This is a genomic window from Afipia sp. GW822-FHT03D08 (genome assembly GCF_058801645.1).
This window is the reverse complement of sequence record NZ_JBXANK010000003.1, coordinates 191,053-212,794: the sequence shown is the minus strand read 5'-3', so window position 1 is coordinate 212,794 and position 21,742 is coordinate 191,053. Positions and strand designations below refer to the sequence as shown.

The window sequence follows — 21,742 nt, the reverse complement described above, 5'->3', positions numbered from 1 at the left end:
GCGCGCAGGATCACGCCTTCTTGAGGAATTCCGTGCGCAGCACGAGGCCCTTGATCCTGTCGGTGCGGCCTTCGATCTCGCCGTCATTGTCGGTGAGATGAATGTTCTTCACCACGGTGCCGCGCTTGACGCCGCTGGATGAGCCTTTCACCTTCAGATCCTTGATGACGACGACAGTGTCGCCCTCTTTCAGTTCGTTGCCGTTGCTGTCCCTGACCGCCATGACTTTTCCCTGGTGAAGCGCGGCATCATGCGGCGCGGCTGGTGTCCCATATCCGGCGTTTGCTTCTCAGAACTGGATCGCCGTGCAGCCTTAGCGCGGATTGTTGAGCATGTCTTCCGCGAGATTGCGATGGGAACGCTCGATCCGCGAATTGCCCGACGCGCGGCTGCTCTGGACGTCGCGGTTCTTGCGGCAGGCCACATAGGCCGGCGATCCCGGCTCCCCTTCTGCCCGGCAGAGCGCGTCATCATCCACGGTGGCCTGTGGCGCGGTATTGCGCTCGAACTGGGCGCAACCTCCCAGCAGAAACGCGGCGGCGGCGAAAGCGAGTAGATAAGCTGGTTTTGTTGCGGGCATCCGCGATCCTGTTGTTGCCGGCGCAGCCGGATTTGGCCGCGACCTTCGGTCCGGAATGCGCGGTTTACAAGCCCACAATGGCGCCCTCGCGGCAGAACGGCACATCAGACCGGAATTATCCGAGTTCGATGTCGCCATCGACCGTAAAGGAGAGCGCGACCCCGCCCACCGTAAGCACCATTTTGGCGGGCAGCTTTTCATCGCCCTTCAGGCGGCCGGCGGCGACCGCATCGCGGACCGCCTTTTCGATCTCACGCTGCGAGGTGACGCCGACCTGCTTGAGAAACTTACGCACACTGGTGTTGAAGACGTCTTCGTTCATTGTCGTCTCCTGTTACGTTCGGCCCTGCAGCGCCGACTTGATTTCGTCCAGCACCGCCGGGTCTTCGATGGTCGCGGGCATGGTCCACGGTTCGTGATCGGCGATCTTCTTGATGGTGCCGCGCAGGATTTTTCCCGAGCGGGTTTTCGGCAGCCGCGCCACAGTGATCGCGAGTTTGAATGCTGCGACGGGACCGATCTTCTCACGCACCAGCGCAACGATTTCCTTCTCGATCTCGGCGACGGGGCGCGTCACACCGGCCTTGAGCACGAGGAAGCCGCACGGCACCTCGCCCTTCACCGAGTCCTTGATTCCAAGCACGGCGCATTCGGCGACATCGGGATGCGAGGCCAGCACCTCTTCCATGCCGCCGGTGGAGAGACGATGTCCCGCGACATTGATGATGTCGTCGGTGCGGCCCATCACGAAGATATAGCCGTCCTCGTCCTTGTATCCGGCGTCGGAGGTTTTGTAGTAGCCGGGGAATTCCGTGAAATAGGCTTCCTTGCAGCGCTCGTCCTGCTGCCACAGCGTCGGCAGGTTGCCGGGCGGCAGCGGCAGCTTGATCACGATCGAGCCCATGGTGTTCGGCGGCAGCGGCTTCGCGGCCTCGTCCACGACATCGACCTGATAGCCCGGCATCGGCACCGTCGGCGAACCATGCTTCACCGGCAGCGTGCCGAGGCCGACGGGATTGCCGGCGATGCACCAGCCGGTTTCCGTCTGCCACCAGTGATCGATCACCGGCACCTTCAACTGCTGCTCGGCCCACTCGACCGTCGGCGGATCGGCGCGCTCGCCGGCCAGAAACAGCGTGCGGAATTTCGACAGGTCATATTTGCGGATGAAATCGCCGTTCGGATCGTCCTTCTTGATGGCGCGGAATGCCGTCGGTGCGGTAAAGAACGCAACCGCATTTTGCTGCGAGATCACGCGCCAGAATGCGCCGGCATCCGGCGTGCCGACAGGCTTTCCCTCGTACATGATCGAGGTCGCGCCATGAAACAGCGGTGCGTAGATGATGTAGCTGTGTCCGACCACCCAGCCGATGTCGGAGCCGCACCACCAGACCTCGCCCGGCTTCACGCCGTAGAGATTGAACATCGACCATTTCAGCGCGACCAGATGGCCGCCATTGTCGCGCACAACGCCTTTCGGCTTTCCGGTCGTGCCCGATGTGTAGAGAATGTACAGCGGATCGGTCGCCAGCACCGAGACACAGGGAGCGGCCTTCTTCGCCTTGATCGCAGCCTCGCGCAGTTCGTTCCAGTCATGATCGCGGCCGGGGATCAGATCGCAGGTTTGCTGCGGACGTTGCAGGATGATGCAGGCCTGCGGCTTCACGCTTGAGAGGCTAATCGCCTCATCGAGCAGCGGCTTGTATTTGACGATGCGGCCCGGCTCGAGGCCGCAGCTTGCGGAGAGAATGAGCTTCGGCTCGGCATCCTCGATGCGGGTGGCGAGTTCTTTCGCCGCGAACCCGCCGAACACCACGGAGTGAATCGCGCCGATGCGCGCGCAGGCCAGCATCGCCACCATCGCCTGCGGCACCATCGGCATGTAGAGAATGACGCGGTCGCCCTTGACGACGCCGAAATCCTGCATCACGGCGGCGAGCGTCTGCACTTCATGCAGCAGCTCCGCGTAGGTGAATTTGGTGACGGTGTCGGTCAGCGGCGAGTCGTGAATCAGCGCAAGCTGATTGGCGCGCCCGCCCGCGACATGACGATCCAGCGCGTTGTAGCAGGTGTTGACCACGCCGCCCGCGAACCAGCGGCCGTAAAGCCCCATCGAAGGATCGAAGACCTTTTTCGCCGGCTCGATCCAGTCGATCTCGCGCGCTGCCTCGGCCCAGAAGCCTTCCGGATCGCGCAGCGAACGCGCATGAACTTCAGCGTAGCGGCTGTTGGATATGGCACTCATTTACGATCACTCCTGGACGCCAAATTGTAGCGGACTTTTCTTGTTGTCGGCACCAGCATTGTCAGCCTGATGCCACAAGTTCAAGCGGCAACGGCTGCGACATTGTGCTGAGGGCCTTGCAGAAAACCTACTTCCTGGCGGGCTCCTTCAGCGGCATCTGCGCGCCGAGGCGCTCGATCTCGCTAAACAGGCTTTTCCGGTTGGCCCGCGCGGCCTGATAGTCCGGCTTGAGCTTGAGCGCGGCATCGAAATCCGACAGCGCGCGGCGGCGGTCGCCCTTGGCGCGCCAGGCCATGCCGCGGCTGTTGAGCGCCTCGGCAAACGCCGGATCGGCCTTCAGCGCCGCATCGTAGTCGGCGATGGCGCGCTCAAACTCGCCCTTGATGTTGAAATCGTCGCCGCGCGCGAGAAGCGTCTTTGCATCCAGCGCGTTCGTGACCTGATCCGGCTTGCACACGCTCATGGTCGTAACGGCAGTGCCGATCGGACGGCCGAGAATGGCGGACAGATCCTGACAAGCCCCGTCGCGGCATACCCGCCACTCGCCCGCCAGTCCGGAATTTCCCAGCGCGACTTCAGGCAGGATCGGAAGCTGCGGCTTCCAGCGAAACCAGCCATCGGCCAGCCGCGCCTCGGGCGGCGGCTCCATGCCCGCACCCGAGCCCTTGACGCGGGCCTCGACGATTTCGAGTCCCTGCGGCGTGACGCGCCAGTCCTCCTGCCAGTCGATCTTTTCGACCGAATGGGTCCACGACAGTGTGAACGCCGCAACCGCCAGCGACTTCACGACGCCCGCGGTGGCAAGACACAGACTCACATCATCACCTCAGAGGTGGTTCTCAAGCAGCTATCGGGGCCGGCACAGGCTTCTTGCGCCACTGCCAGATCACCGCGCCGATCGCGATCGCAAAGCCGACCCAGTCACTGTACTGGAATTCACCCAGCAGACACAGAGCCGCGATGAACGACACCACGCGCTCGGCCACCGTCATCCGCGTGAACAGGAAGCCGATGGCGACCATCCCGAACAGACCGATGGCGACAACCGCCTTGACGAAGGCATAGGCCACCGCGCCGTAGAAACCGAGCTGCGCCTGCATCGGATCGCCGTTCTGCAACATCAGCGCGGGCGAATAGACCGCAATGAACGGGATCACGTAGCCGGCGAGCGCGATGCGCATCGCTTCCCAGCCGATCTTGTCGGGATTCTCTTTCGCAATCGGCGCAGCAGCCAGCGCCGCAAGCGCAACCGGCGGCGAGAGATCCGCCATGATGCCGTAGTAGAACGCGAACATGTGGCTGATGATCAGCGGCACGCCAAGCTTGGCGAGCGCAGGCGCCGCCAATGCTGCGACGATGATGTAGGTCGGGATCGTCGGAATGCCGGTGCCGAGCAGGATCGACAGCAGCATGGTCATGATCAGCGCGAGGAACAGGCTTTTCTCGCCGAGACCGATCACCCAGCTTCCGAAGATGGTACCGACGCCGGTCTGGGTCATCATGCCGATGATAGTGCCGACGATGGCGCAGGCCATGCCGACCGTGAGCGCCGACTTGGCGCTGTCCGCCAGCGAGTCCCGGCAGGCTGCGAGCGTCGCACGGCCGCCCTGCGTGAGTGCGGCGATGAGAACAAGCACGCCGACGATGCCCGCGACATAACGGATATCGACCGAGCTGCCGTTCCGGAACAGCGATCCCGCGACCAATGCAAGGCCGATCCAGAAGACATAGCGCAGCGCGATGTTGGAAAAGCCGAGCACAATGCTGGCGCCAAGGATCAGCGCCACCGTCAGCGCGAGGCCCATGCTGCCTGCGTACAGCGGCGTGAAGCCCTCGAACAGCATGAACACCAGAGCAGCCAGCGGCAACACCAGGAACCAGCCATTGGTCAGCGCCTTGATCGCGCTCGGGATCTCGTCCTTCTTCATGCCGGTGAGGCCGTACTTGCCGGCCTCGAGATGCACCATCCAGAACGCCGAGGCGAAGTAGAGAATCGCCGGAATGACGGCGGCCTTCACGATCACCGAGTAGTCGACGCCCAGCGTTTCCGCCATGATGAAGGCGACCGCGCCCATCACCGGCGGCATGATCTGGCCGCCCATCGATGCGGTGGCTTCGACGCCCGCCGCGAACGCGCGGCGATAGCCGAACTTGATCATCAGCGGAATTGTGAACTGGCCGACGGTGACCACGTTGGCGACACCGGAGCCGGAGATCGTGCCCATCATGCCGGAGGCGACGACGGCCACCTTCGCCGGGCCGCCGCGCGTGCCGCCGAACATGCCAAGCGACACGTCGGTGAACAGCTTGATCATTCCGGCGCGCTCGAGGAACGAGCCGAACAGGATGAAGAGGAAGATGTAGGTCGCCGACACATAGATCGGCACGCCGTAGAAGCCTTCGGTGCCGTAGGACAGATGAGTGACGACCTGGTCGAAATCGTAGCCGCGGTGATTGAGCGGCGCGGGCAGATACTGCCCGAAGAACCAGTAGAGCAGACACGCGCCGCACATCAGCGGCAGCGCCAGACCCATCATGCGCCGCACGCCCTCGAAGATCAGGACAGCGAGCACGGTGCCGACCACGAGATCGAGCCGGGTCGGATCGCCGTCGCGCTGGATCAGTTCGGCGTAGAACAGATACTGATAGAGGCCGCAGAAAAATCCGACGCCGCCGATGATCCATCCCACGGCGCGCTGGAAATTCGTCCTGGCGGTGAAGTTGGCGATCAGACCGAATGTCAGCAGCAGCAGGAAGCCGACATGGATTCCGCGCACCGCCTGGCTGGGCAGGAAATTCCACGCCGCGATGATGAGCTGGAACACCGCGAACGCAATTCCGATCACGTAGGCCAGATGGCCCCACATCCCCGGACCGAAGCCTTCGGGAAATCCATGCTCGAAATTGTCGAGTTCGACTTTGACTTTTTCTTCGGTGCCGTGCTCGTGCAACATCTTGAATCCCCGCGCCTTACAGCGTCTCGGCCCATATATCCCAACTCGTCATTGCGAGCGAAGCGAAGCAATCCATTCGAGGTAAAAGCTGGATTGCTTCGTCGCTCACGCTCCTCGCAATGACGAAAACACGGATTGCCGGGTCAAGCCCGGCAATGACATCTTTTGAATAACCGCGAGCAACAGTCGTTGCCGGACCAGACCCTACTTGATCAGGCCCTTTTCCTTGTAATAGCGGATCGCGCCCGGATGCAGCGGCGCCGGGCTGCCAGTCGCCGCGGTCTCCAGCTTGATGTCCTTGCCGGCGACATGCGAGTTCGCCAGTTCCGGCAGCGACTCGAAGATCAGCTTGGTCATCTGGTAGGCGAGATCGTCTGACACGGCCGAGCTGGTGACGAGATAGTTCACCACGGCTGCCGTCGGCACGTCTTCCTTCTGGCCGGTATAGGTTCCGGCCGGAATGACGACGGAGACGAACGGAGGCCCGATCTTGTCGACAACGGCCTTCGGCACCGAAACCACGTTGATTTCGGTCGAGCTCGACAGATCTTTCAGCGATGCGACGCCAAGGCCCGCCGACTGCAGCGTGGCGTTGAGCTGACGATTCTTCATCAGGTCGACGGATTCAGCGAACGGCAGATACTCGACCTTGCCGAGATCCTTGTAGCTCAGGTCCGCCGCCTTCAGGATAGCGCGCGCGTTGAGTTCCGTGCCGGATTTCGGCGCGCCGACCGACAGCGTCTTGCCCTTGAGGTCGGCGAGCGTCTTGATGCCGCTGTCAGCGGTCGCGACAATCTGGATGTAGTTCGGATAGATCGCGCCGATGGTGCGCAGCTTCTCCAGCTTCTTCTTGAAGCCGGCCTCCTCGTCACCGTCGACCGCCGCCTTCAGCGAGTCGCCGAGGGTGAACGCGAGTTCGCCGCGGCCCTGCTCGATCAGGTTGAGATTCTCGACCGACGCCTTGGTGGCCTGCACCTGCGTCTTCACGCCGGAAATCTTGTCGCCATAGATTTTTCCGATGGCGACGCCGAGCGGATAATAAACGCCGGAGGTGCCGCCGGTCAGAATGTTGATGAATTGCTGGGCATGAGCGGCAGGAGCGGACAGCGCGGTTACTGAAAGAACAGCGGCCGCAAGAACAGTCTTTTTCATTCCATCTTCCTTTTTGAATTTCGCGGGAAAGTGGACGGATGAGCGGTCGCGGTCAACCCGCTGAAGAGCGGAAGTGGCGCGTTCTGCCTCGCAGTTAGACGTAGGTATGAGGAACCGGCTGGGTGGCCGTTCGTGCGCCTGAACAACCGTCACATAAATTTGCTGCATTGCGAAAAATCGCAACGCTCGCAGACTCCTCTCCAACCGTCGCACAATAGGCAACGCGCCGAGCTTGCTCTAGAACCTTGTGCGTTGGCCGGCCAGCGGCGATCAAAGAACAAGACCCGCGCAGCGGGTTAAATCGGGAGACTTTATTGATATGACGAAACGACCTGCTTCCGCGCACCTCACCCGCCGCACGGTTCTTGCCGGCGCCGCAGCGCTGGGCGCGACACCGTTCCTGAGCCGCGCCTCGAAGGCCGCCGCCTGGCCGGACCGCCCGGTCAAGTTCGTCGTGCCGTTCGCCGCCGGCGGCACCACCGACATTCTGGGACGTCTCGTTGCGCAGAAGCTTTCGGAAGACTACGGCCAGCAGTTCATCGTCGAGAACAAGCCAGGCGCGGGCGGCAACATTGCAGCCGATTTCGTCGCGAAGGCCGAGCCCGATGGCTACACCTTCATTGTCGGCACGCCCGGCACCCACGCGATCAACAAGTATGTTCAGAAGAACATGCCCTACGATCCGATCAAGGACATCCAGCCGGTCACCATCATCGCCCGCGTTCCGAATCTGATGTCGGTCAATCCGGAGGTGCCTGCGAAAACGGTCGCGGAATTCATCGCGCTTGCGAAATCGAAGCCGGGGCAGTTGTTCTACGGCACCCCCGGTCTTGGCAGCACAGCGCATCTTGCCACCGAACTGTTCAAGTCGATGACCGGCATCGACATCGTGCATGTCCCTTATAAGGGCAGCGCACCGGCGCTCACCGATCTGGTGGCCGGCCGCGTCCATGTCATGATCGACAACCTGCCGGCGGTTCTGCCCTTCGCAGAAAACAACAATGTGCGCGCGCTGGCCATCAGCACCGCGGAACGCTGGCCGCTGCTCCCCAACATCCCCTCGATCGGCGAAACCGTGAAGGGCTATGACGCGGCCGCCTGGTTCACCGTGGCCGCCCCGGCGAAGGTGTCGAAGGACGTCGTGATGAAGCTCAACGCGAGCATCATCAAGTACATCAAGTCGCCCGACGGCATCGACCGTATCCGCAAGCTCGGCGGCGAACCGATCGGCAACACGCCCGAGGAAATGCAGGCGTTCGTCATCGCGGAGACAGAGAAGTGGGGCAAGGTCGCCGAGTTCGCGAAGATCAAACCTGAGTAATCGCTATGCACTGACGCCGTGGCAGGTTTTGATCCGCTGCGGCGTCGGGGAACATTCCCGCCGGCAACACCAGTGATCCGGTTCTGACATTCGTTTCACATCTTTCGCAGACACATTTACGAATGTCAGAACCAAAGGATCACTGGAATCATCATTTGCTAGTGTCCTTTCGTATCCGACGTTTGCACGGAAGGCGCCGCAAAATGAGGCAAACGTCGGATACGGGACACTAGCGTCGAGTTCATGCCGCAACCGAACCAAGCAGAAGCTGTCAGGCGTCCCCGGCTCATCTGGCCGGTGTTAAGCGGCGTTGCCCTTGCCGCACTGCTCGCCGCGGCCGCGTTTCTGATGTCCTATAAAGTCGAGCAGCCGCCCGATAACGCCAAGGTCATCGCCGACGATCTGCGGATGACTTACGCCAGCACGCCATGCGTGGTGTTCAACACGCTGGACCGGGAACTGATCGCCAACCGCGCCGAGATCAGCGACTCATCGAAACCGCTGCAGCTCTACTCCTATGCGAGCGAGAAGACCTTTGCCGATGTCAGGGCCGACGCGAAGTGGAAGCGCGACAAGGCCTGCGATTATGTGACCGGGTTCGACCAGATCGTCACCCGCTGGATGCGTCTTGTCGGCCACCGCTCCCGCTGGACGGCCGACGGCCAGTGGCGCTGGTAGCAAATCCCTGTTCAAGCCGCTTTCATTGGACCACATTCCGGCTTCATATCGCGTGGCTGCCGGTCCATTAATGATCCAGCTCTTTCGGGGATTTCTGTTTTGAATACGACGACCGACAAGCCCGCCAAACGATCCCTGCTGTCGGCCGACGGTATTGCAGCCCCCCTGCGCCACGCGGTGTTCCGGCGGATCTGGCTGGCCAGCCTGCTGACCAATCTCGGCCTGATGATCAACGGCGTCGGCGCCGCCTGGTCCATGACCCAGATGACGTCGTCCGCCAGCATGGTGGCGCTGGTCCAGACCGCGCTGATGCTGCCGATCATGCTGCTGTCGCTGGCGGCGGGCGCCATCGCCGACATGTACGACCGCCGCATCGTCGGCCTCACCGCGCTGTCGCTCGGGTTGCTGGGCGGCGTGACGCTGGCCGGGCTCGCCTATCTCAACGCGATCACGCCCCACAGTCTGCTGCTGTTCTGTTTCCTGATCGGCAGCAGCATGGCGCTGTTCGGCCCGGCGTGGCAGGCCTCGGTCAGTGAGCAGGTGCCCGCCGAAACGCTGCCCTCGGCGGTCGCGCTGAACGGCATCAGCTACAACATCGCGCGCAGTTTCGGCCCGGCGCTGGGCGGCATCATCGTCGCGGCGGCGGGCGCGGTGGCCGCGTTCATCTGCAACGTGCTGCTTTATGTTCCACTCATCGTGGTGCTCTACTTCTGGCAGCGCACGCTGGAACCATCGCGATTGCCGCCGGAGCGGCTGCGCCGCGCGGTCGTGTCGGGCGTGCGCTATATCATTCACTCTCCGCCGATCCGTATCGTGCTCTACCGGACACTTGTGACCGGCATCGCGGGCGGTTCAGTGCTGGCACTGCTGCCGCTGGTGGCACGCGACATCCTGCACGGCAGCGCCCAGACCTACGGCATCATGCTGGGCTGTTTCGGCATGGGCGGCGTGCTCGGCGCCCTCAACATATCGAGTGTGCGCGCGCATCTGAGCGGTGAATACGCGGTTCGCCTGTGCGCGCTGACCATGGGCCTTGCGATCGGGGTCCTCGCGCTCAGCCGGTGGCCAGCGCTGACCGGCGCGGCGCTGGTTGTAGCCGGCGCGTCATGGATGATTGCGGTCACGCTGTTCAACATCGGCGTGCAGCTTTCGACACCGCGCTGGGTCGCGGGCCGCGCGCTGGCCGCGTATCAGGCTGCGATCGCGGGCGGCGTCGCGATCGGTAGCTGGCTGTGGGGATATGTCGCCAACGGCGTCGGCGTGGACAAGGCGCTCATGATTGCCGGTGCGGTGATGTTCGTCTCGCCGATCCTTGCGATCTGGCTGCGCATGCCGTCGACCGAAGGCGCCAACAACGACGCGGTGGATGCGCTGGCCGAGCCGGAGGTGAATTTGTCGATCACACCGCGCAGCGGACCGATCGTCATCGAGGTCGAGTATCGCGTGGCCACCGAACGGGCACGTGAATTCTACGACGTCATGCTGAAAGTCCAGGCGACCCGCCAGCGCAACGGGGCCTACGACTGGTCCATTTCCCGCGACATCGCCGATCCCGAGCTATGGACCGAGCGATACCACTGCCCGACCTGGCTCGACTATCTGCGCCAGCGCAACCGCTCGACCCAGTCCGAGCGCGATCTGCATCTGCGCGCGATCGAATTTCACACCGGGCCGGAGCCGATCAAGGTTCATCGCATGCTGGAACGGCCGCTGGGATCGGTGCGGTGGAAGGACGAGACGCCGGATCGCACCCGTACGAACGATGTGCCGATCGAGACGCCAGCCAGCAGCGGCGTGTGAGCGCGGCTGCTCCGAGATCGCCGCGCCGGCAGGGACTTGAACAACGTCATTGCGGGCGAAGCGAAGCAACCAGCTTTCAGAAGCAAGGATTGGATTGCGTCGTCGCTTCGCTGCTCGCAATGACGAGCAGAAACATCAGTCCTTCGAGGAGGACGACTTGCTCTCGTGCCAGCGGTTGGCGCGCTCGAACATGCGCCAGTGAATGACTTCGGTCTCTGCGAATTTTTCCGGGCTGAGCCACGGCTTGAGCGCCTTGAGTGTCTTCTCCCACTCGGCGCGGTCCGGCTTCGGTACGTCGCCGAACAACTTCGACAACTCGTTCGAAACAAAACCCTTCGGCGAAACAATTTTGTTCATGATCGTCGCCCCGCACACGAACGCTACAGTCACGCAAGCGTCACATCTGAAACCATCTCCTATCGCGAAGCGAGAATGATTCGAAAGAGTCGCTCAAACGCCTGTTGATAACTTGATTCGGTCAGCTTTACTGACCGATTGAGTCTGCGGTGAGTCCAAGCAACATTGCGCGAGAAGTTCTGCTGCGCGATTCGCAAGATTGAGCGATCATGGCAGCCATGCCCGCGGCTCGCGGCGCGATTTTGAGGAGCAGGCGCAGCACGATGATCGATTTCACCGCACTGATGGACACCATAACGGTCAGCGGCGAGACCTGTTCAGTCACGGCGACAGAGGACTGGCTTCAGGGCCGCACCATCTATGGCGGTCTGTCCGCGGCCTTCTGCCTTGAGAGCGTGGCGCGCCAGTTCGGGGAACTGCCGCCGTTGCGCTCTGCACAATTCGGGTTCGTCGGCCCGGCAACCGGCACGGTCACGATCAAGCCGGCCGTTCTGCGCAAGGGCAAGTCGACGATCTTCGTCGGCGTCGATCTGTTCGGCGAAGCCGGCCTCGCAACGCGGGCCACGCTTTGCTACGCCACCGCCCGTCCGTCGGCCGCGGCATACAGCAGCCTGGCAGCGCCTGCGGTGCCGGAACCGGACACGTGTCCGCCGTTCTTCCGCAAGATTCCCGGATTGAACTTCATCCAGCACTTCGAGGGACGTTTCGCGGGAGGCAGCCCTCCGTTCAGCCAGAGCCAGCAGCCGAACTTTTCGATCTGGCTGCGGCATCAGGATGAAGCGAAACCGGCGTCGATCGCGGCTCTGGTCGCGCTCACCGATGCGCCGCCGCCCGCGGCGCTGGTGCTGTTCGAGCGGCCAGGACCGATGAGCACCATGACCTGGACCATCGATCTGCTGACCGACAGGCCGGAGACCAGAGACGGCTGGTGGTTGCTCCAGACCAAGGCCGAAAACGTAGTCGGCGGATATTCCAGTCAATCCACGACCCTGTGGAATGCGGATCGACAGCCGGTGCTGGTCAGCCGGCAGAACGTCGCGGTGTTTATGTGAGACCTCTCCGGCGGACGATGTCATGGATTTCCATCGCCCTGCTCGCGGCGACGCTGTCGTCCGGTTCCGTCGCACAGACGCCGCAGGCGATGGCGGAGTACCGCCGCAAGCTTGCCGAATACAACGCCGTGCGCCAGCCGTTCGATGAAAAGGCGTCCGCCTACTGGACATCGATCAGCGACAAGCGGCGAGCGCGGAACGCCAAGCGGCGCAGCGGCGAGACCATCGTCGCCGAGGACTATGTGCTCACCCAGCCGCCGGTCTATAGCGGGCCGCCAAAGCCAATCGATCCCTCGGCACCGGCCAGGCCGCCGTCGGAGCGCAAGCCGCTTCCCGTCGTCGCGGATTTCCTGAGCAACGCGCAGGAGCATTTCCAGTTCGCGCCCCGCAAGCCCGCCTCCGAGATCGAATACAAGCGCGCCTACGCGCAGGTGGCGTCGAGCTTCGGCCTGACCAAAGATCAGGCTGTGCGGATCTACAGCTTCGAGTCCGGCGGCAACGGTAAGTACGACGTGCAGGCCGGACTGGAGAGCCCTCGCCCGGGCGCCCGCGCGATCTCCACCGCACTCGGCTACAACCAGTTGCTCACAACCAACACCATCGACCTGCTCGCAGAACATGGCGGCCTGATCCTTAAATCGCTCGGGGAAAAGATCCGCCAGGCATCGGGCCCGCAGAAGGCCGCGCTTGAGCGCAAGGCTGCGATCGTCCAGCAGATGATCGCCTTCTGCAAAACCGTGCCCAATGAATGGAGCGCCCACGAAAAACTCGGCGTCACGCCGCGCGGCATCGCGGTCCATGCGCTCAATCTCGATGTCGATGTCGGGCCGCTGTTGCAGACGCTGAAACTGATGGACTCGGTCAATTTCGCCAGGCGCAAGGGCTACACCGCGCCGCTCACCGCCGCCGAACTCGAGATGATGAACCTGACCGGCGACGGCAACGGGTTCGACATGGTGTCGATGCCGCAGGCGATGCGCACTATCGTCCCGACGTCGAATTTCTTCCAGCGCAACGGCTATGAGCGCAATCCGGTGGCGATCCGCAACAACACCGTCGCCAAGCTGCTGGCGGCGACGGATGCGCGGATGGACAACCAGGTCAACCTTCAGGGCGCCAAGGATCTGGCCGCGGCGTTCTGACCATCGATTGCACGGTTTCCAATCACCTGACTCTTGAAACCGCGTACGAATGCGTACCCCAAATGGGGTACGTGAATCGGAAATAGCATTTCAAGATCATCGCGTTGGTCGAGCGCGCATTAATCGAAAAGTACCATTTTGCCGGTAACGTGGTCCGCATCATTTAAGTGCATATACGCTTCGGCATTCACGGACCGATTTCAAAGTCAGTCACTGTTTTTTAAGATTCACCGTCCGCGCAATGCCGGCCAAGAGATTGCCGGTCATGCAAAGCCCCGCGTCATCCTTGTTTGATGAACTCGACGCCGCATTGCAAAGCGGATCGTCGGAAAAGCGCATCGCTATCCTTCGGCGCGTCACCGACCTTTTTCTCTACGACGCAAATCGCCTTAATGAGGACCAGATCCGCGTATTCGACGATGTACTCGGGCATCTGATCCTGAAGGTCGAAACCAGAGCGCTGGCGCAACTCAGCACACGCCTTGCTCCGGTCGACAACTCTCCGCGCGAGATCACCCTGAAGCTGGCGCATCATGATGAAATTGCGGTCGCCGGTCCCATTCTCACAAACTCCACGCGCCTGACCACGCATGACCTTGTTGAAATCGCGAAAACGAAAAGTCAGGGCCACCTGTTCGCGATTTCGGAACGCGCCAATGTCGAGCCTGCAATTACCGATATCCTGCTCGATCGCGGCAACCGGGCAGTCAGGCACAGCGTCGTTAACAACGCAGGCGCACAAATATCAGAGCATGGCTTTGCGACGCTGCTGAAAGCAGCGGAAACCGATGACGCGCTGGCCGAGAAAACCGGCCTGCGTCTCGATTTGCCGTTGCAGCTCCTGCGCGAACTCCTGCTGCGGGCCACCGAAACCGTTCGCGCGCGGCTGATGGCCAAAATGCCGCCCGAGCTTCAGGACGAGGTCGACCGCACGCTCAAGGAAGTCGCCGAAAAGGTCGCGCGTGACTCCAACAAGATTCATAACTTCGATACTGCTCTGCGCCTGACGAAACTTCTGAAAGAGCGCGGCGAACTGACCGACGGCAAGCTGCGGGCATTTGCAGCGGACCGTCAATACGAAGAGGTTGTGGCTGGCCTTTCAGTTCTGTGCGCGGCGTCCATCGAAATCATCAAACCCCTCATGGAAAGCCCGCGCGACGAGGGACTTCTGATTGCGTGCAAGGGAGCGGGTCTCAGCTGGCAAACGACCCACGCGGTTCTGGCGTGCAAATATCCGCCCGAATCCATGCCGCTAAACCTGACGGATAAACTGGAAACCGAATTTGCAAAATTGACCAGACCGAATGCGGAACGACTGCTTCGATTCTGGCAGATCAGGCAATCCTGAAAGCACCTTCCGGATATCGAAGACCTGTTACACGCCATCCAGAATGATGACCGTCGGCTTCTTCGGCAGCGTGTCGCGCGAGACAGACAGCGAGCGCTCCGGCCGGATGTCCATTTCGAACTGCCCGTTCATCCGCGAGATGAAATCGCTCAGCGGCGTCGAGAAGCGATGCATCGGCAACACGATGGAGGATCGCAGACGCCGCGTGATCTCCGACATGCCGTCGAGCGATAGGGTGTAGGTGCCGTCAATCGGTACCATCACGATGTCGAGGCGGCCGATCGCGGCATAATGCGTCTCGTCGAGCGGATGATGCAGATGGCCGAGATGGCCGATGCACAGGCCTGCCACCTCGAAAATGAAAATCGAGTTGCCGTCCTTCTGCATCACCGTGTCAGGTCCGGAACGCCAGCCGCCGCGAATGTCGGTCGGCACATTGCGGATCAGGGTGTCTCCGACGATCAGTGCGTGACGGGCCGGACCTTCGCCGTCGTTCCAGCCGCGCAGCACATGGGCGATGCGCGGATCGGGATTGAGGGTGTAGTGCGTCGAATGCGCCCGGTTCATCGTCACCACATTGGGTGACTTTCCCGCAGTGTAGGCGCCGCTGAAATCGGTGGCGATGGTGACGTTGCCCGGCGTCTCGATGATGTAGGTCGAGTGACCGGCGTAGGTGATCGTCACCTCACCCTTCTCCGCCGCGACGGTGGACAGGCTCGCGAACATGACACGGGGAATGGACTTCGCGATCGCGAGACACTCGCTCGGCGGCGTCTTGACCTGCGCGACGCCGGTATCGATCGGCAGGACGATGCCAATCAACGCGAGGATCAGGCGCAATCGAACCATCGAAAGACTCCCGGCAAGGCTCAGGATTTCGCCGATCTTTTCAGGAAGCTGCGGCAATCGCAATACGTTGCGATGCGGCACATCCGCCGTGCGATGAGTGACGCTCGCCGCGCAACGCTGCTCGTCCCTATCAAGGAGCGCGTTCGTGCTTTATGAACTTCAGCAAGGAAACACCCATGGGAGAAACTTTGTATGAAACAGGCTCACGTCTACGTCCCGCGAACCACCAACTACAGCCTCAACCCGGGCGATGAACTGAACGATCTGCGCATGTCGGATCAGGTCCGGCCGCTGTTTGAACACGTCAAGAAGTTCATCCGCGAGACCGTCGATCCGATGCTGGTCGAATACACCCGGCACGGCGAGGGCAAGACCGACCGCTGGAGCTTCACACCCGGACAGATCGAGGTGCTGGAAAAAGCGAAGGCGAAGGCCAAGCAGGAAGGCCTCTGGAACTTCTTCCTGCCGGACAGCGAAACCGGCGAAGGCCTGAAGAATCTCGATTACGCCTATATCGCGGTCGAGCTCGCGAAAAATCCGCTGGCGTCCGAAACCATGAACTGCTCCGCGCCGGACACCGGCAACATGGAAGTGCTGGAACGGGTCGGCACCAAGGAGCAGAAGGAAAAGTGGCTGAAGCCGCTCCTGAACGGCGAAATCCGTTCGGCCTATGCCATGACCGAACCGGGCGTTGCATCCTCCGACGCCAAGAACATCACGACCACCGCAAAGCTCGAGGGCAACGAGTGGGTGATCAACGGCGAGAAGTATTACATCTCCGGCCTCGGCGATCCGCGCTGCAAGATCATGATCGCGATGGTGCAGACCAATCCCGATGCACCGCGGGGCAAGCAGCAATCCCAGATTCTGGTGCCGGTCGACACACCCGGCGTTGAAATCATCGGGCCGATGCATGTGTTCGGCGCCGACCACGCACCGCGCGGGCATATGCATATGCGGTTCAACAACGTCCGCGTGCCGAAAGAGAATATCCTGCTCGGCGAAGGCCGCGGCTTCGAAATCTCACAGGTCCGTCTCGGACCGGGCCGAATCCATCACTGCATGCGCACGATCGGCAAGGCTGAAAAGGCGCTCGACCTGATGGTGTCGCGCGGCCTGACGCGGGAAGCCTTCGGCAAGCCGATCGCGCATCTCGGCGGCAACATGCAGATCATCGCGCAGGCGCGCTGCGAGATCGAGGCGATGCGGCTGATGGTGCTGAAGGCCGCCAAGGCGATGGACGTGCTCGGCAACAAGGAGGCCCGCGTCTGGGTCAGCATGGTCAAGGCCATGGTGCCCGAGCGCACCTGCAAGATTATCGACCAAGCGATCCAGATCCACGGCGCGACCGGCATTTCGGAATGGACGCCGCTCGCCGACATGTACGCCGACGTTCGGCATCTGCGATTCGCCGACGGCCCCGATGAAGTGCACTGGATGGTTGTCGGCCGCCACGAACTGAGCATGGCGTAAGCCGGGATCGGAGCGCGGTAATTTACCGTTATCGCGCTCCGCGCTTGCGGCGTTTGCGCAGAAGCGCAAATGCCGTTCTTCCGATCGGCGGACAGGACCGCTCAATCCCGGTCGGGACGGGACCAAGCGTCGATCAATCAGCTGATCTTCGAAGCCAGATCGATCCAGACCGGCGATTCCCGTGCATACAGCGCACGGGTGGCCGCAAGGTCCATCGCGCCTTCATCGATGCCAAACATCTTGAACATCTCGAGAGCCTTCTCGCTCTTTCCGCCCTGAACGAGAATCTGGGACAGGCGCTCAATGACCTCTTGCGGCGTTCCCTTGGGAACGGCGCAGCACTGATACGTCGTGAGATCGAACAGCGGAGCGGTCGCCCCCTGCTCCTTGAATGTCTTGACGTCGGGAAGAACAGTCAGCCGCTTGCGCGGCACCGCGATCGCAACTCCCGCGCCGCTCTGAAGAACTGATTGGGCGCCGATATAACTTCCGATGCCGCCGTCGATGACCTGCCCGACGATATCGGTAAACATCGGAGCTTCGCCGCGATAGTGAACCGGCTCGATTTTAAGATCGTACTGCTTGTTGAGTTCGATGATCGTCAGGTGTCCCGGAGATCCGACGCCGAACGTGCCAAGGCTGACGCGGGGCGCGGACTTCGCATACTGAACAAACTCACCGAGTGTTTTGACCCCGAGCTTGCTGCTCGCGAACATTGGAAGACCACCGGTCGGCATTGCGGCCACCAGTTCGAAATCGCGGTCCGTATCGTAGGCAAGGTCCTTGATCAGAACCCGGTTCACCGTCATCGCGCCGGAGGTATTGAAGAGCAGCGTGTATCCATCCGCCGCGGAGCGCTTGACCTCCGTTGCAGCCAGCGCGCCCAAGGCTCCGGTTTTATTTTCGACAACGACCGACGCGCCGGTCTGCTTGCCGATGAATTCGCCGTAGGTTCTCGCGAAAATGTCGGTCTGTCCTCCCGGAGCAAACCCGACAACGATCCGGATGGCCCGCTCAGGCCATTGAGGCGCCGCATACGCAGCAGCCGGCAGCAGAACGGAGGCTGCGCCAGCGCGCAGGATTTGACGGCGATTGAACTGCAAGACGCATCTCCGTGAAAACGCATTATCGTTAAGTTCTTTAATAGAACTACATGGTGCTGCACAACAACCGCTGCGGCTACAAACGCCTGATGCAATATGTCGCATGCATCGAGGCCATTCGTCACGAGCGAGTATTGAAAAGGAATGGTTGCAGGCTATCCGCTGCGGCGGCGGGATGACGGCTTATTGTGTTGATGATCCGGAACGGAAGCGGGATGCTCCTCACGGAAGTCACCTGAGCAGCGGTCGCACATGTCCCGACGGAGGTCCGCATGCGAACATTCCTGACGCAGGCAATCGCGATTATGCTGTCCCTTGCGCCGGTCCATGCAGCGCCGCCCGATAATGCGGACCCGACACTGGCGCCCTGGTTCAAGGGTTTGAGACAGCCGGGAACGGGTGCGGAATGTTGCTCGGTGGCCGATTGCCGCGCCGCCGAGGTGCGGCGAGATAGCCAGGGCTATGAGGTCAAGGTCGACCACAAGTGGCATGTCTCGTCGACGTTCTGGCTCCGGGTGCCGGCGGAGAGAATTCTTGACGAACGCAACAACCCGACCGGGGGCGCGGTGCTCTGCTACACCCCCGAGGCAGGCATCCTCTGCTTCGTTCCGCCGCCCGAGAGCTGAGATTCCCCGGAGCACGCATGACTCTTGCAAACGATGTCGATCTGCTTCTTCAGGATTTCGGCGTTTCGCGCCATCTCTATAGCCACGGTTCGCGCGCAGTGCGCTCGCCGCTCACCGGCGAGACGATTGCCCGCGTGCAGGATGCAACCGTCAGCAGCGCGACCGAAGCGATCGCCCGGTCGCAACATGCATTCCTCGAATGGCGAACCATTCCTGCGCCGCAACGCGGCGAGCTCGTTCGTATTCTCGGCAATGAACTGCGCAGCGCCAAGACCGCATTGGGCCGCCTCGTCACCATCGAGGCCGGAAAGATCCTGTCGGAGGGACAAGGGGAAGTTCAGGAGATGATCGACATCTGCGACTTCGCCGTCGGTCTCTCCCGCCAGCTCTACGGCCTCACGATCGCAAGCGAGCGGCCCAACCACCGCATGATGGAGCAGTGGCATCCGCTTGGCCCCGTGGGAATCATCGCGTCGTTCAATTTCCCGGTTGCGGTCTGGTCGTGGAACGCGGCCCTCGCCCTTGTCTGCGGCAATCCGGTGATCTGGAAGCCATCGGAAAAGACGCCGCTGACGGCGCTCGCCGTGCAGGCGCTGTTCGAGCGCGCAGCGGCAAAACTCGACGGCATACCGGCCGGGCTTTCGGCGGTGCTGATCGGCGGGCGCGATGCCGGCGAACTGCTGGTCGATGATCCGCGCGTCCCGCTGGTCTCGGCAACCGGCTCCACTGCCATGGGACGCATGGTCGGCCCGCGCCTCGCCGCGCGGTTTGCCCGGAGCATTCTGGAACTTGGCGGCAACAACGCCTCGATCGTGTGCCCGTCGGCAGATCTTGACCTCGCCGTTCGCGCCATCGCCTTCGCCGCCATCGGCACCGCCGGCCAGCGCTGCACATCACTGCGCAGACTGTTCGTTCATTACAGTATTTATGATGCTTTTGTCGGGAGGCTGAAGCAGGTCTATGCATCAGTCCGGATCGGCAATCCTCTCGCGAAAGATGACGTGCTCGTCGGTCCGCTGATCGATGAGATGGCTTTTCAGAAAATGCAGGAAACGCTGGCGGAGGCGCGGACATTCGGCGGGACAGTTTTCGGCGGCGCGCGCGTGGAAGAGAAACAGGACCCCGCCGCGTATTATGTCACGCCCGCGCTCGTTGAAATGCCGGCGCAGACCGGGCCGGTGCTGCGCGAGACATTCGCGCCAATTCTCTACGTCATGAAATATTCGGAGTTCGACGAGGCGCTGGCGCTGCACAACGACGTGCCGCAAGGGCTGTCGTCCTCGATCTTCTCAACCAACATGCATGAAGTGGAAAAATTTCTCTCGGCGAGAGGCTCCGACTGCGGCATCGCCAATGTCAACATCGGCCCGTCCGGCGCGGAGATCGGCGGCGCATTCGGCGGCGAGAAGGAAACCGGCGGCGGACGCGAGGCCGGCTCGGATTCATGGAAGGCCTATATGCGCCGGGTCACCAGCACCATCAATTTCGGCCACGACCTTCCGCTCGCACAGGGCGTGAGGTTCGATATCGATTGATCTATCCATTCGACACATACGGGCAAAGTGAAGCCGCATGGCGAACGACAGACATCTGCTCGCACGGTCTGTTCTGGTACGCCTCATCGAAACGGGGTGACTATGAAGAAGCCTTTCACCGCTGCAGCTCTGGGGGCATCCAATTTCCTGACATCCTCTTCGGCGTTCGCCGTGTCCTGCACCCAGCAGGGAGAATCTTGCAAAGTCTGGGCCGGCGGCCCGGGCGCCCAGACCGCCACCTATGCTGCGAAATGCACGCGCGAAGTATCCGCATGCATCAGCCGCTGCAAGAAGGGCACCAAAGTCTTCATCGGAGTTTACGGCGGTTCAGGCGGCGGACAGCAGTATCCGATCGACGAGTGCAAGTAACGCACGGATGCGCTCAATAGCGCATTATCTGCGTGATGATCGGGAAACGCCGTGCGTGGGGAGAAATGGTGCCCAGGGGCGGGATCGAACCACCGACACTGCGATTTTCAGTCGCATGCTCTACCAACTGAGCTACCTGGGCGCCGCCTCGAACGCTGCCAAAACAGCTTGGAGGGAGAGCGCCGGTTTATAGTGAGACGCGGCGGCGCTGTCCAGCCACCGGGCGAATTTTGCGAGGACCGCCGCGCCGCCCGGCGGCGGCTCAAAATCCTACCGAATTCAAGGACTTCGGCGCGGCCGGAAAATGCCCGAAAGACCTATTTCGGCTCGTCCATATCGTCGTCCTCGTCGCTCTCGCGCGCCGGGATGGCATAGGACCCCGACAGCCAGCGATTCAGGTCGACATCGCGGCAGCGTTCCGAACAGAACGGCCTGGACGCCTCGACCTGCGGCTTGCCGCAGATCGGGCATGGCTTCGCGCGGGGCGCGGATTTCGCGCCATCAACTGGCATTCAGCCAGCCGAAGCGGACCGGAAAACCTTCCCCGCCCAGCAGCGTGGTCGCTTCATAAAGCGGCAGCCCGACCACGTTGGAGTAAGAGCCGACCATTTTCACCACGAACGAACCTGCGATGCCCTGCACCGCATAGCCGCCGGCTTTGCCGCGCCATTCGCCGGAGCCGATATAGGCCTGAATATCGTCCTCGCTCAGCCGCTTGAACCGCACCCGCGTTTCCACCAGCCGCTGACGGAATGTCTCCTTCGGCGTCACCAGGCAGATCGCGGTGTAGACGCGATGATTGCGGCCCGAGAGCAGGCGCAGGCACTGCGAGGCTTCGTCCACCAGTTCCGCCTTCGGCAGAATGCGGCGTCCGACCGCGACCACGGTGTCGGCAGCAAGAATGAAGGACCCGCGAAGATCATCATCGAGCTGCACGGACTTGAGCGCCGCGTCGGCTTTGGCGCGGGCCAGACGATTGGCGCAGGCGCGCGGCAGCTCGCCGCGCTTTGGCGTCTCATCGACATCCGCAGGGCGCAGCGCGTCGGGCTCGATACCGGCCTGATTGAGCAGGCTGAGGCGCCGCGGCGAGCCGGAGGCGAGGACAAATTTGGGACGGCCTAACATGCGAGATTTGTCGTTCGGTCAGGGGTCAATGGG

Annotated in this window: 22 protein-coding genes and 1 tRNA gene; 10 read left to right on the top strand and 13 right to left on the bottom strand. The window is 62.0% G+C overall.

Going from position 1 to position 21,742, the window contains the following annotated elements:
* Positions 1-10 precede the first annotated feature (10 nt).
* From AC1RM7_RS20175 to AC1RM7_RS20145, 7 genes are all read right to left on the bottom strand, one after another.
* Complete coding sequence (locus tag AC1RM7_RS20175) at positions 11-223, bottom strand: alkylphosphonate utilization protein (RefSeq protein WP_024919665.1); 213 nt, start codon at positions 221-223, stop codon at positions 11-13.
* A gap of 90 nt (positions 224-313) precedes the next feature.
* A complete protein-coding gene (locus AC1RM7_RS20170; protein WP_006022826.1) occupies positions 314-580 on the bottom strand; it encodes a hypothetical protein in 267 nt (88 codons plus the stop codon).
* A gap of 115 nt (positions 581-695) precedes the next feature.
* The gene (locus AC1RM7_RS20165; protein ID WP_006022827.1) at positions 696-902 is read right to left on the bottom strand and encodes a DUF6494 family protein; all 207 of its coding nucleotides are present in this window, start codon (positions 900-902) and stop codon (positions 696-698) included.
* Positions 903-914: 12 nt separating this feature from the next.
* A complete protein-coding gene (locus AC1RM7_RS20160) occupies positions 915-2,825 on the bottom strand; it encodes a propionyl-CoA synthetase (RefSeq protein ID WP_024919666.1) in 1,911 nt (636 codons plus the stop codon).
* A gap of 127 nt (positions 2,826-2,952) precedes the next feature.
* Positions 2,953-3,642 carry a DUF1850 domain-containing protein gene (locus tag AC1RM7_RS20155; RefSeq protein ID WP_024919667.1) on the bottom strand — a complete coding sequence of 230 codons (690 nt, stop codon included), beginning with the start codon at positions 3,640-3,642 and terminating at the stop codon, positions 2,953-2,955.
* 22 nt (positions 3,643-3,664) lie between these two features.
* Entirely contained in the window at positions 3,665-5,779 is a 2,115-nt protein-coding gene (locus AC1RM7_RS20150) for a TRAP transporter permease (RefSeq protein ID WP_006022830.1), read from the bottom strand.
* 204 nt (positions 5,780-5,983) lie between these two features.
* On the bottom strand, positions 5,984-6,931 hold the full coding sequence (locus AC1RM7_RS20145; RefSeq protein ID WP_006022831.1) for a TAXI family TRAP transporter solute-binding subunit: 948 nt from the start codon (positions 6,929-6,931) through the stop codon (positions 5,984-5,986).
* 319 nt (positions 6,932-7,250) lie between these two features.
* Here AC1RM7_RS20145 and AC1RM7_RS20140 point away from each other — a divergent pair, with 319 nt between their 5' ends.
* The 3 genes from AC1RM7_RS20140 to AC1RM7_RS20130 all read left to right on the top strand — a co-directional run bounded on the left by AC1RM7_RS20140 (position 7,251) and on the right by AC1RM7_RS20130 (position 10,730).
* Positions 7,251-8,252 carry a Bug family tripartite tricarboxylate transporter substrate binding protein gene (locus AC1RM7_RS20140; protein WP_024919668.1) on the top strand — a complete coding sequence of 334 codons (1,002 nt, stop codon included), beginning with the start codon at positions 7,251-7,253 and terminating at the stop codon, positions 8,250-8,252.
* 243 nt (positions 8,253-8,495) lie between these two features.
* The gene (locus AC1RM7_RS20135) at positions 8,496-8,930 is read left to right on the top strand and encodes a hypothetical protein (protein ID WP_006022833.1); all 435 of its coding nucleotides are present in this window, start codon (positions 8,496-8,498) and stop codon (positions 8,928-8,930) included.
* A 99-nt stretch (positions 8,931-9,029) separates the two neighbouring features.
* Positions 9,030-10,730, top strand: a complete 1,701-nt coding sequence (locus tag AC1RM7_RS20130; protein WP_024919669.1) for an MFS transporter — start codon at positions 9,030-9,032, stop codon at positions 10,728-10,730.
* Between the two features lie 135 nt (positions 10,731-10,865).
* Here AC1RM7_RS20130 and AC1RM7_RS20125 read toward each other — a convergent pair whose 3' ends face one another.
* Positions 10,866-11,087 (bottom strand): hypothetical protein, encoded by a 222-nt coding sequence (locus tag AC1RM7_RS20125; protein WP_081758561.1) that lies wholly within the window; start codon positions 11,085-11,087, stop codon positions 10,866-10,868.
* Positions 11,088-11,350: 263 nt separating this feature from the next.
* On the opposite strand from AC1RM7_RS20125, the gene AC1RM7_RS20120 reads away from it, so the two are divergent.
* The 3 genes from AC1RM7_RS20120 to AC1RM7_RS20110 all read left to right on the top strand — a co-directional run bounded on the left by AC1RM7_RS20120 (position 11,351) and on the right by AC1RM7_RS20110 (position 14,629).
* Positions 11,351-12,139, top strand: coding sequence for a thioesterase family protein (locus AC1RM7_RS20120; RefSeq protein WP_006022836.1), 789 nt, complete (start codon positions 11,351-11,353; stop codon positions 12,137-12,139).
* A 17-nt stretch (positions 12,140-12,156) separates the two neighbouring features.
* On the top strand, positions 12,157-13,281 hold the full coding sequence (locus AC1RM7_RS20115) for a hypothetical protein (protein ID WP_024919671.1): 1,125 nt from the start codon (positions 12,157-12,159) through the stop codon (positions 13,279-13,281).
* Positions 13,282-13,546: 265 nt separating this feature from the next.
* Positions 13,547-14,629 carry a DUF2336 domain-containing protein gene (locus AC1RM7_RS20110; RefSeq protein ID WP_024919672.1) on the top strand — a complete coding sequence of 361 codons (1,083 nt, stop codon included), beginning with the start codon at positions 13,547-13,549 and terminating at the stop codon, positions 14,627-14,629.
* Between the two features lie 27 nt (positions 14,630-14,656).
* Here AC1RM7_RS20110 and AC1RM7_RS20105 read toward each other — a convergent pair whose 3' ends face one another.
* Positions 14,657-15,478 carry an MBL fold metallo-hydrolase gene (locus tag AC1RM7_RS20105; RefSeq protein ID WP_024919673.1) on the bottom strand — a complete coding sequence of 274 codons (822 nt, stop codon included), beginning with the start codon at positions 15,476-15,478 and terminating at the stop codon, positions 14,657-14,659.
* 192 nt (positions 15,479-15,670) lie between these two features.
* Here AC1RM7_RS20105 and AC1RM7_RS20100 point away from each other — a divergent pair, with 192 nt between their 5' ends.
* Positions 15,671-16,951 carry an acyl-CoA dehydrogenase family protein gene (locus AC1RM7_RS20100; RefSeq protein ID WP_024919674.1) on the top strand — a complete coding sequence of 427 codons (1,281 nt, stop codon included), beginning with the start codon at positions 15,671-15,673 and terminating at the stop codon, positions 16,949-16,951.
* Positions 16,952-17,088: 137 nt separating this feature from the next.
* Here AC1RM7_RS20100 and AC1RM7_RS20095 read toward each other — a convergent pair whose 3' ends face one another.
* Complete coding sequence (locus AC1RM7_RS20095; protein ID WP_006022841.1) at positions 17,089-18,054, bottom strand: Bug family tripartite tricarboxylate transporter substrate binding protein; 966 nt, start codon at positions 18,052-18,054, stop codon at positions 17,089-17,091.
* Between the two features lie 272 nt (positions 18,055-18,326).
* Between AC1RM7_RS20095 and AC1RM7_RS20090 the strand changes: the two genes are divergently transcribed.
* The 3 genes from AC1RM7_RS20090 (at position 18,327) to AC1RM7_RS20080 (ending at position 20,584) form a co-directional block, all read left to right on the top strand.
* Positions 18,327-18,680, top strand: a complete 354-nt coding sequence (locus AC1RM7_RS20090) for a hypothetical protein (RefSeq protein WP_024919675.1) — start codon at positions 18,327-18,329, stop codon at positions 18,678-18,680.
* A gap of 17 nt (positions 18,681-18,697) precedes the next feature.
* Positions 18,698-20,215 (top strand): L-piperidine-6-carboxylate dehydrogenase, encoded by a 1,518-nt coding sequence (gene amaB, locus AC1RM7_RS20085; protein ID WP_024919676.1) that lies wholly within the window; start codon positions 18,698-18,700, stop codon positions 20,213-20,215.
* A gap of 102 nt (positions 20,216-20,317) precedes the next feature.
* Positions 20,318-20,584, top strand: coding sequence for a hypothetical protein (locus tag AC1RM7_RS20080; RefSeq protein ID WP_024919677.1), 267 nt, complete (start codon positions 20,318-20,320; stop codon positions 20,582-20,584).
* Positions 20,585-20,650: 66 nt separating this feature from the next.
* Here the strand turns inward: AC1RM7_RS20080 and AC1RM7_RS20075 are convergent.
* The 3 genes from AC1RM7_RS20075 to AC1RM7_RS20065 all read right to left on the bottom strand — a co-directional run bounded on the left by AC1RM7_RS20075 (position 20,651) and on the right by AC1RM7_RS20065 (position 21,709).
* Positions 20,651-20,726: transfer RNA gene (locus AC1RM7_RS20075), tRNA-Phe, on the bottom strand.
* A 175-nt stretch (positions 20,727-20,901) separates the two neighbouring features.
* The gene (gene yacG, locus AC1RM7_RS20070) at positions 20,902-21,096 is read right to left on the bottom strand and encodes a DNA gyrase inhibitor YacG (protein WP_024919678.1); all 195 of its coding nucleotides are present in this window, start codon (positions 21,094-21,096) and stop codon (positions 20,902-20,904) included.
* Positions 21,086-21,709, bottom strand: coding sequence for a Maf-like protein (locus tag AC1RM7_RS20065; protein ID WP_006022857.1), 624 nt, complete (start codon positions 21,707-21,709; stop codon positions 21,086-21,088). Before AC1RM7_RS20065 ends, yacG begins: the two co-directional genes overlap by 11 nt.
* Between the last annotated feature and the right edge of the window lie 33 nt (positions 21,710-21,742).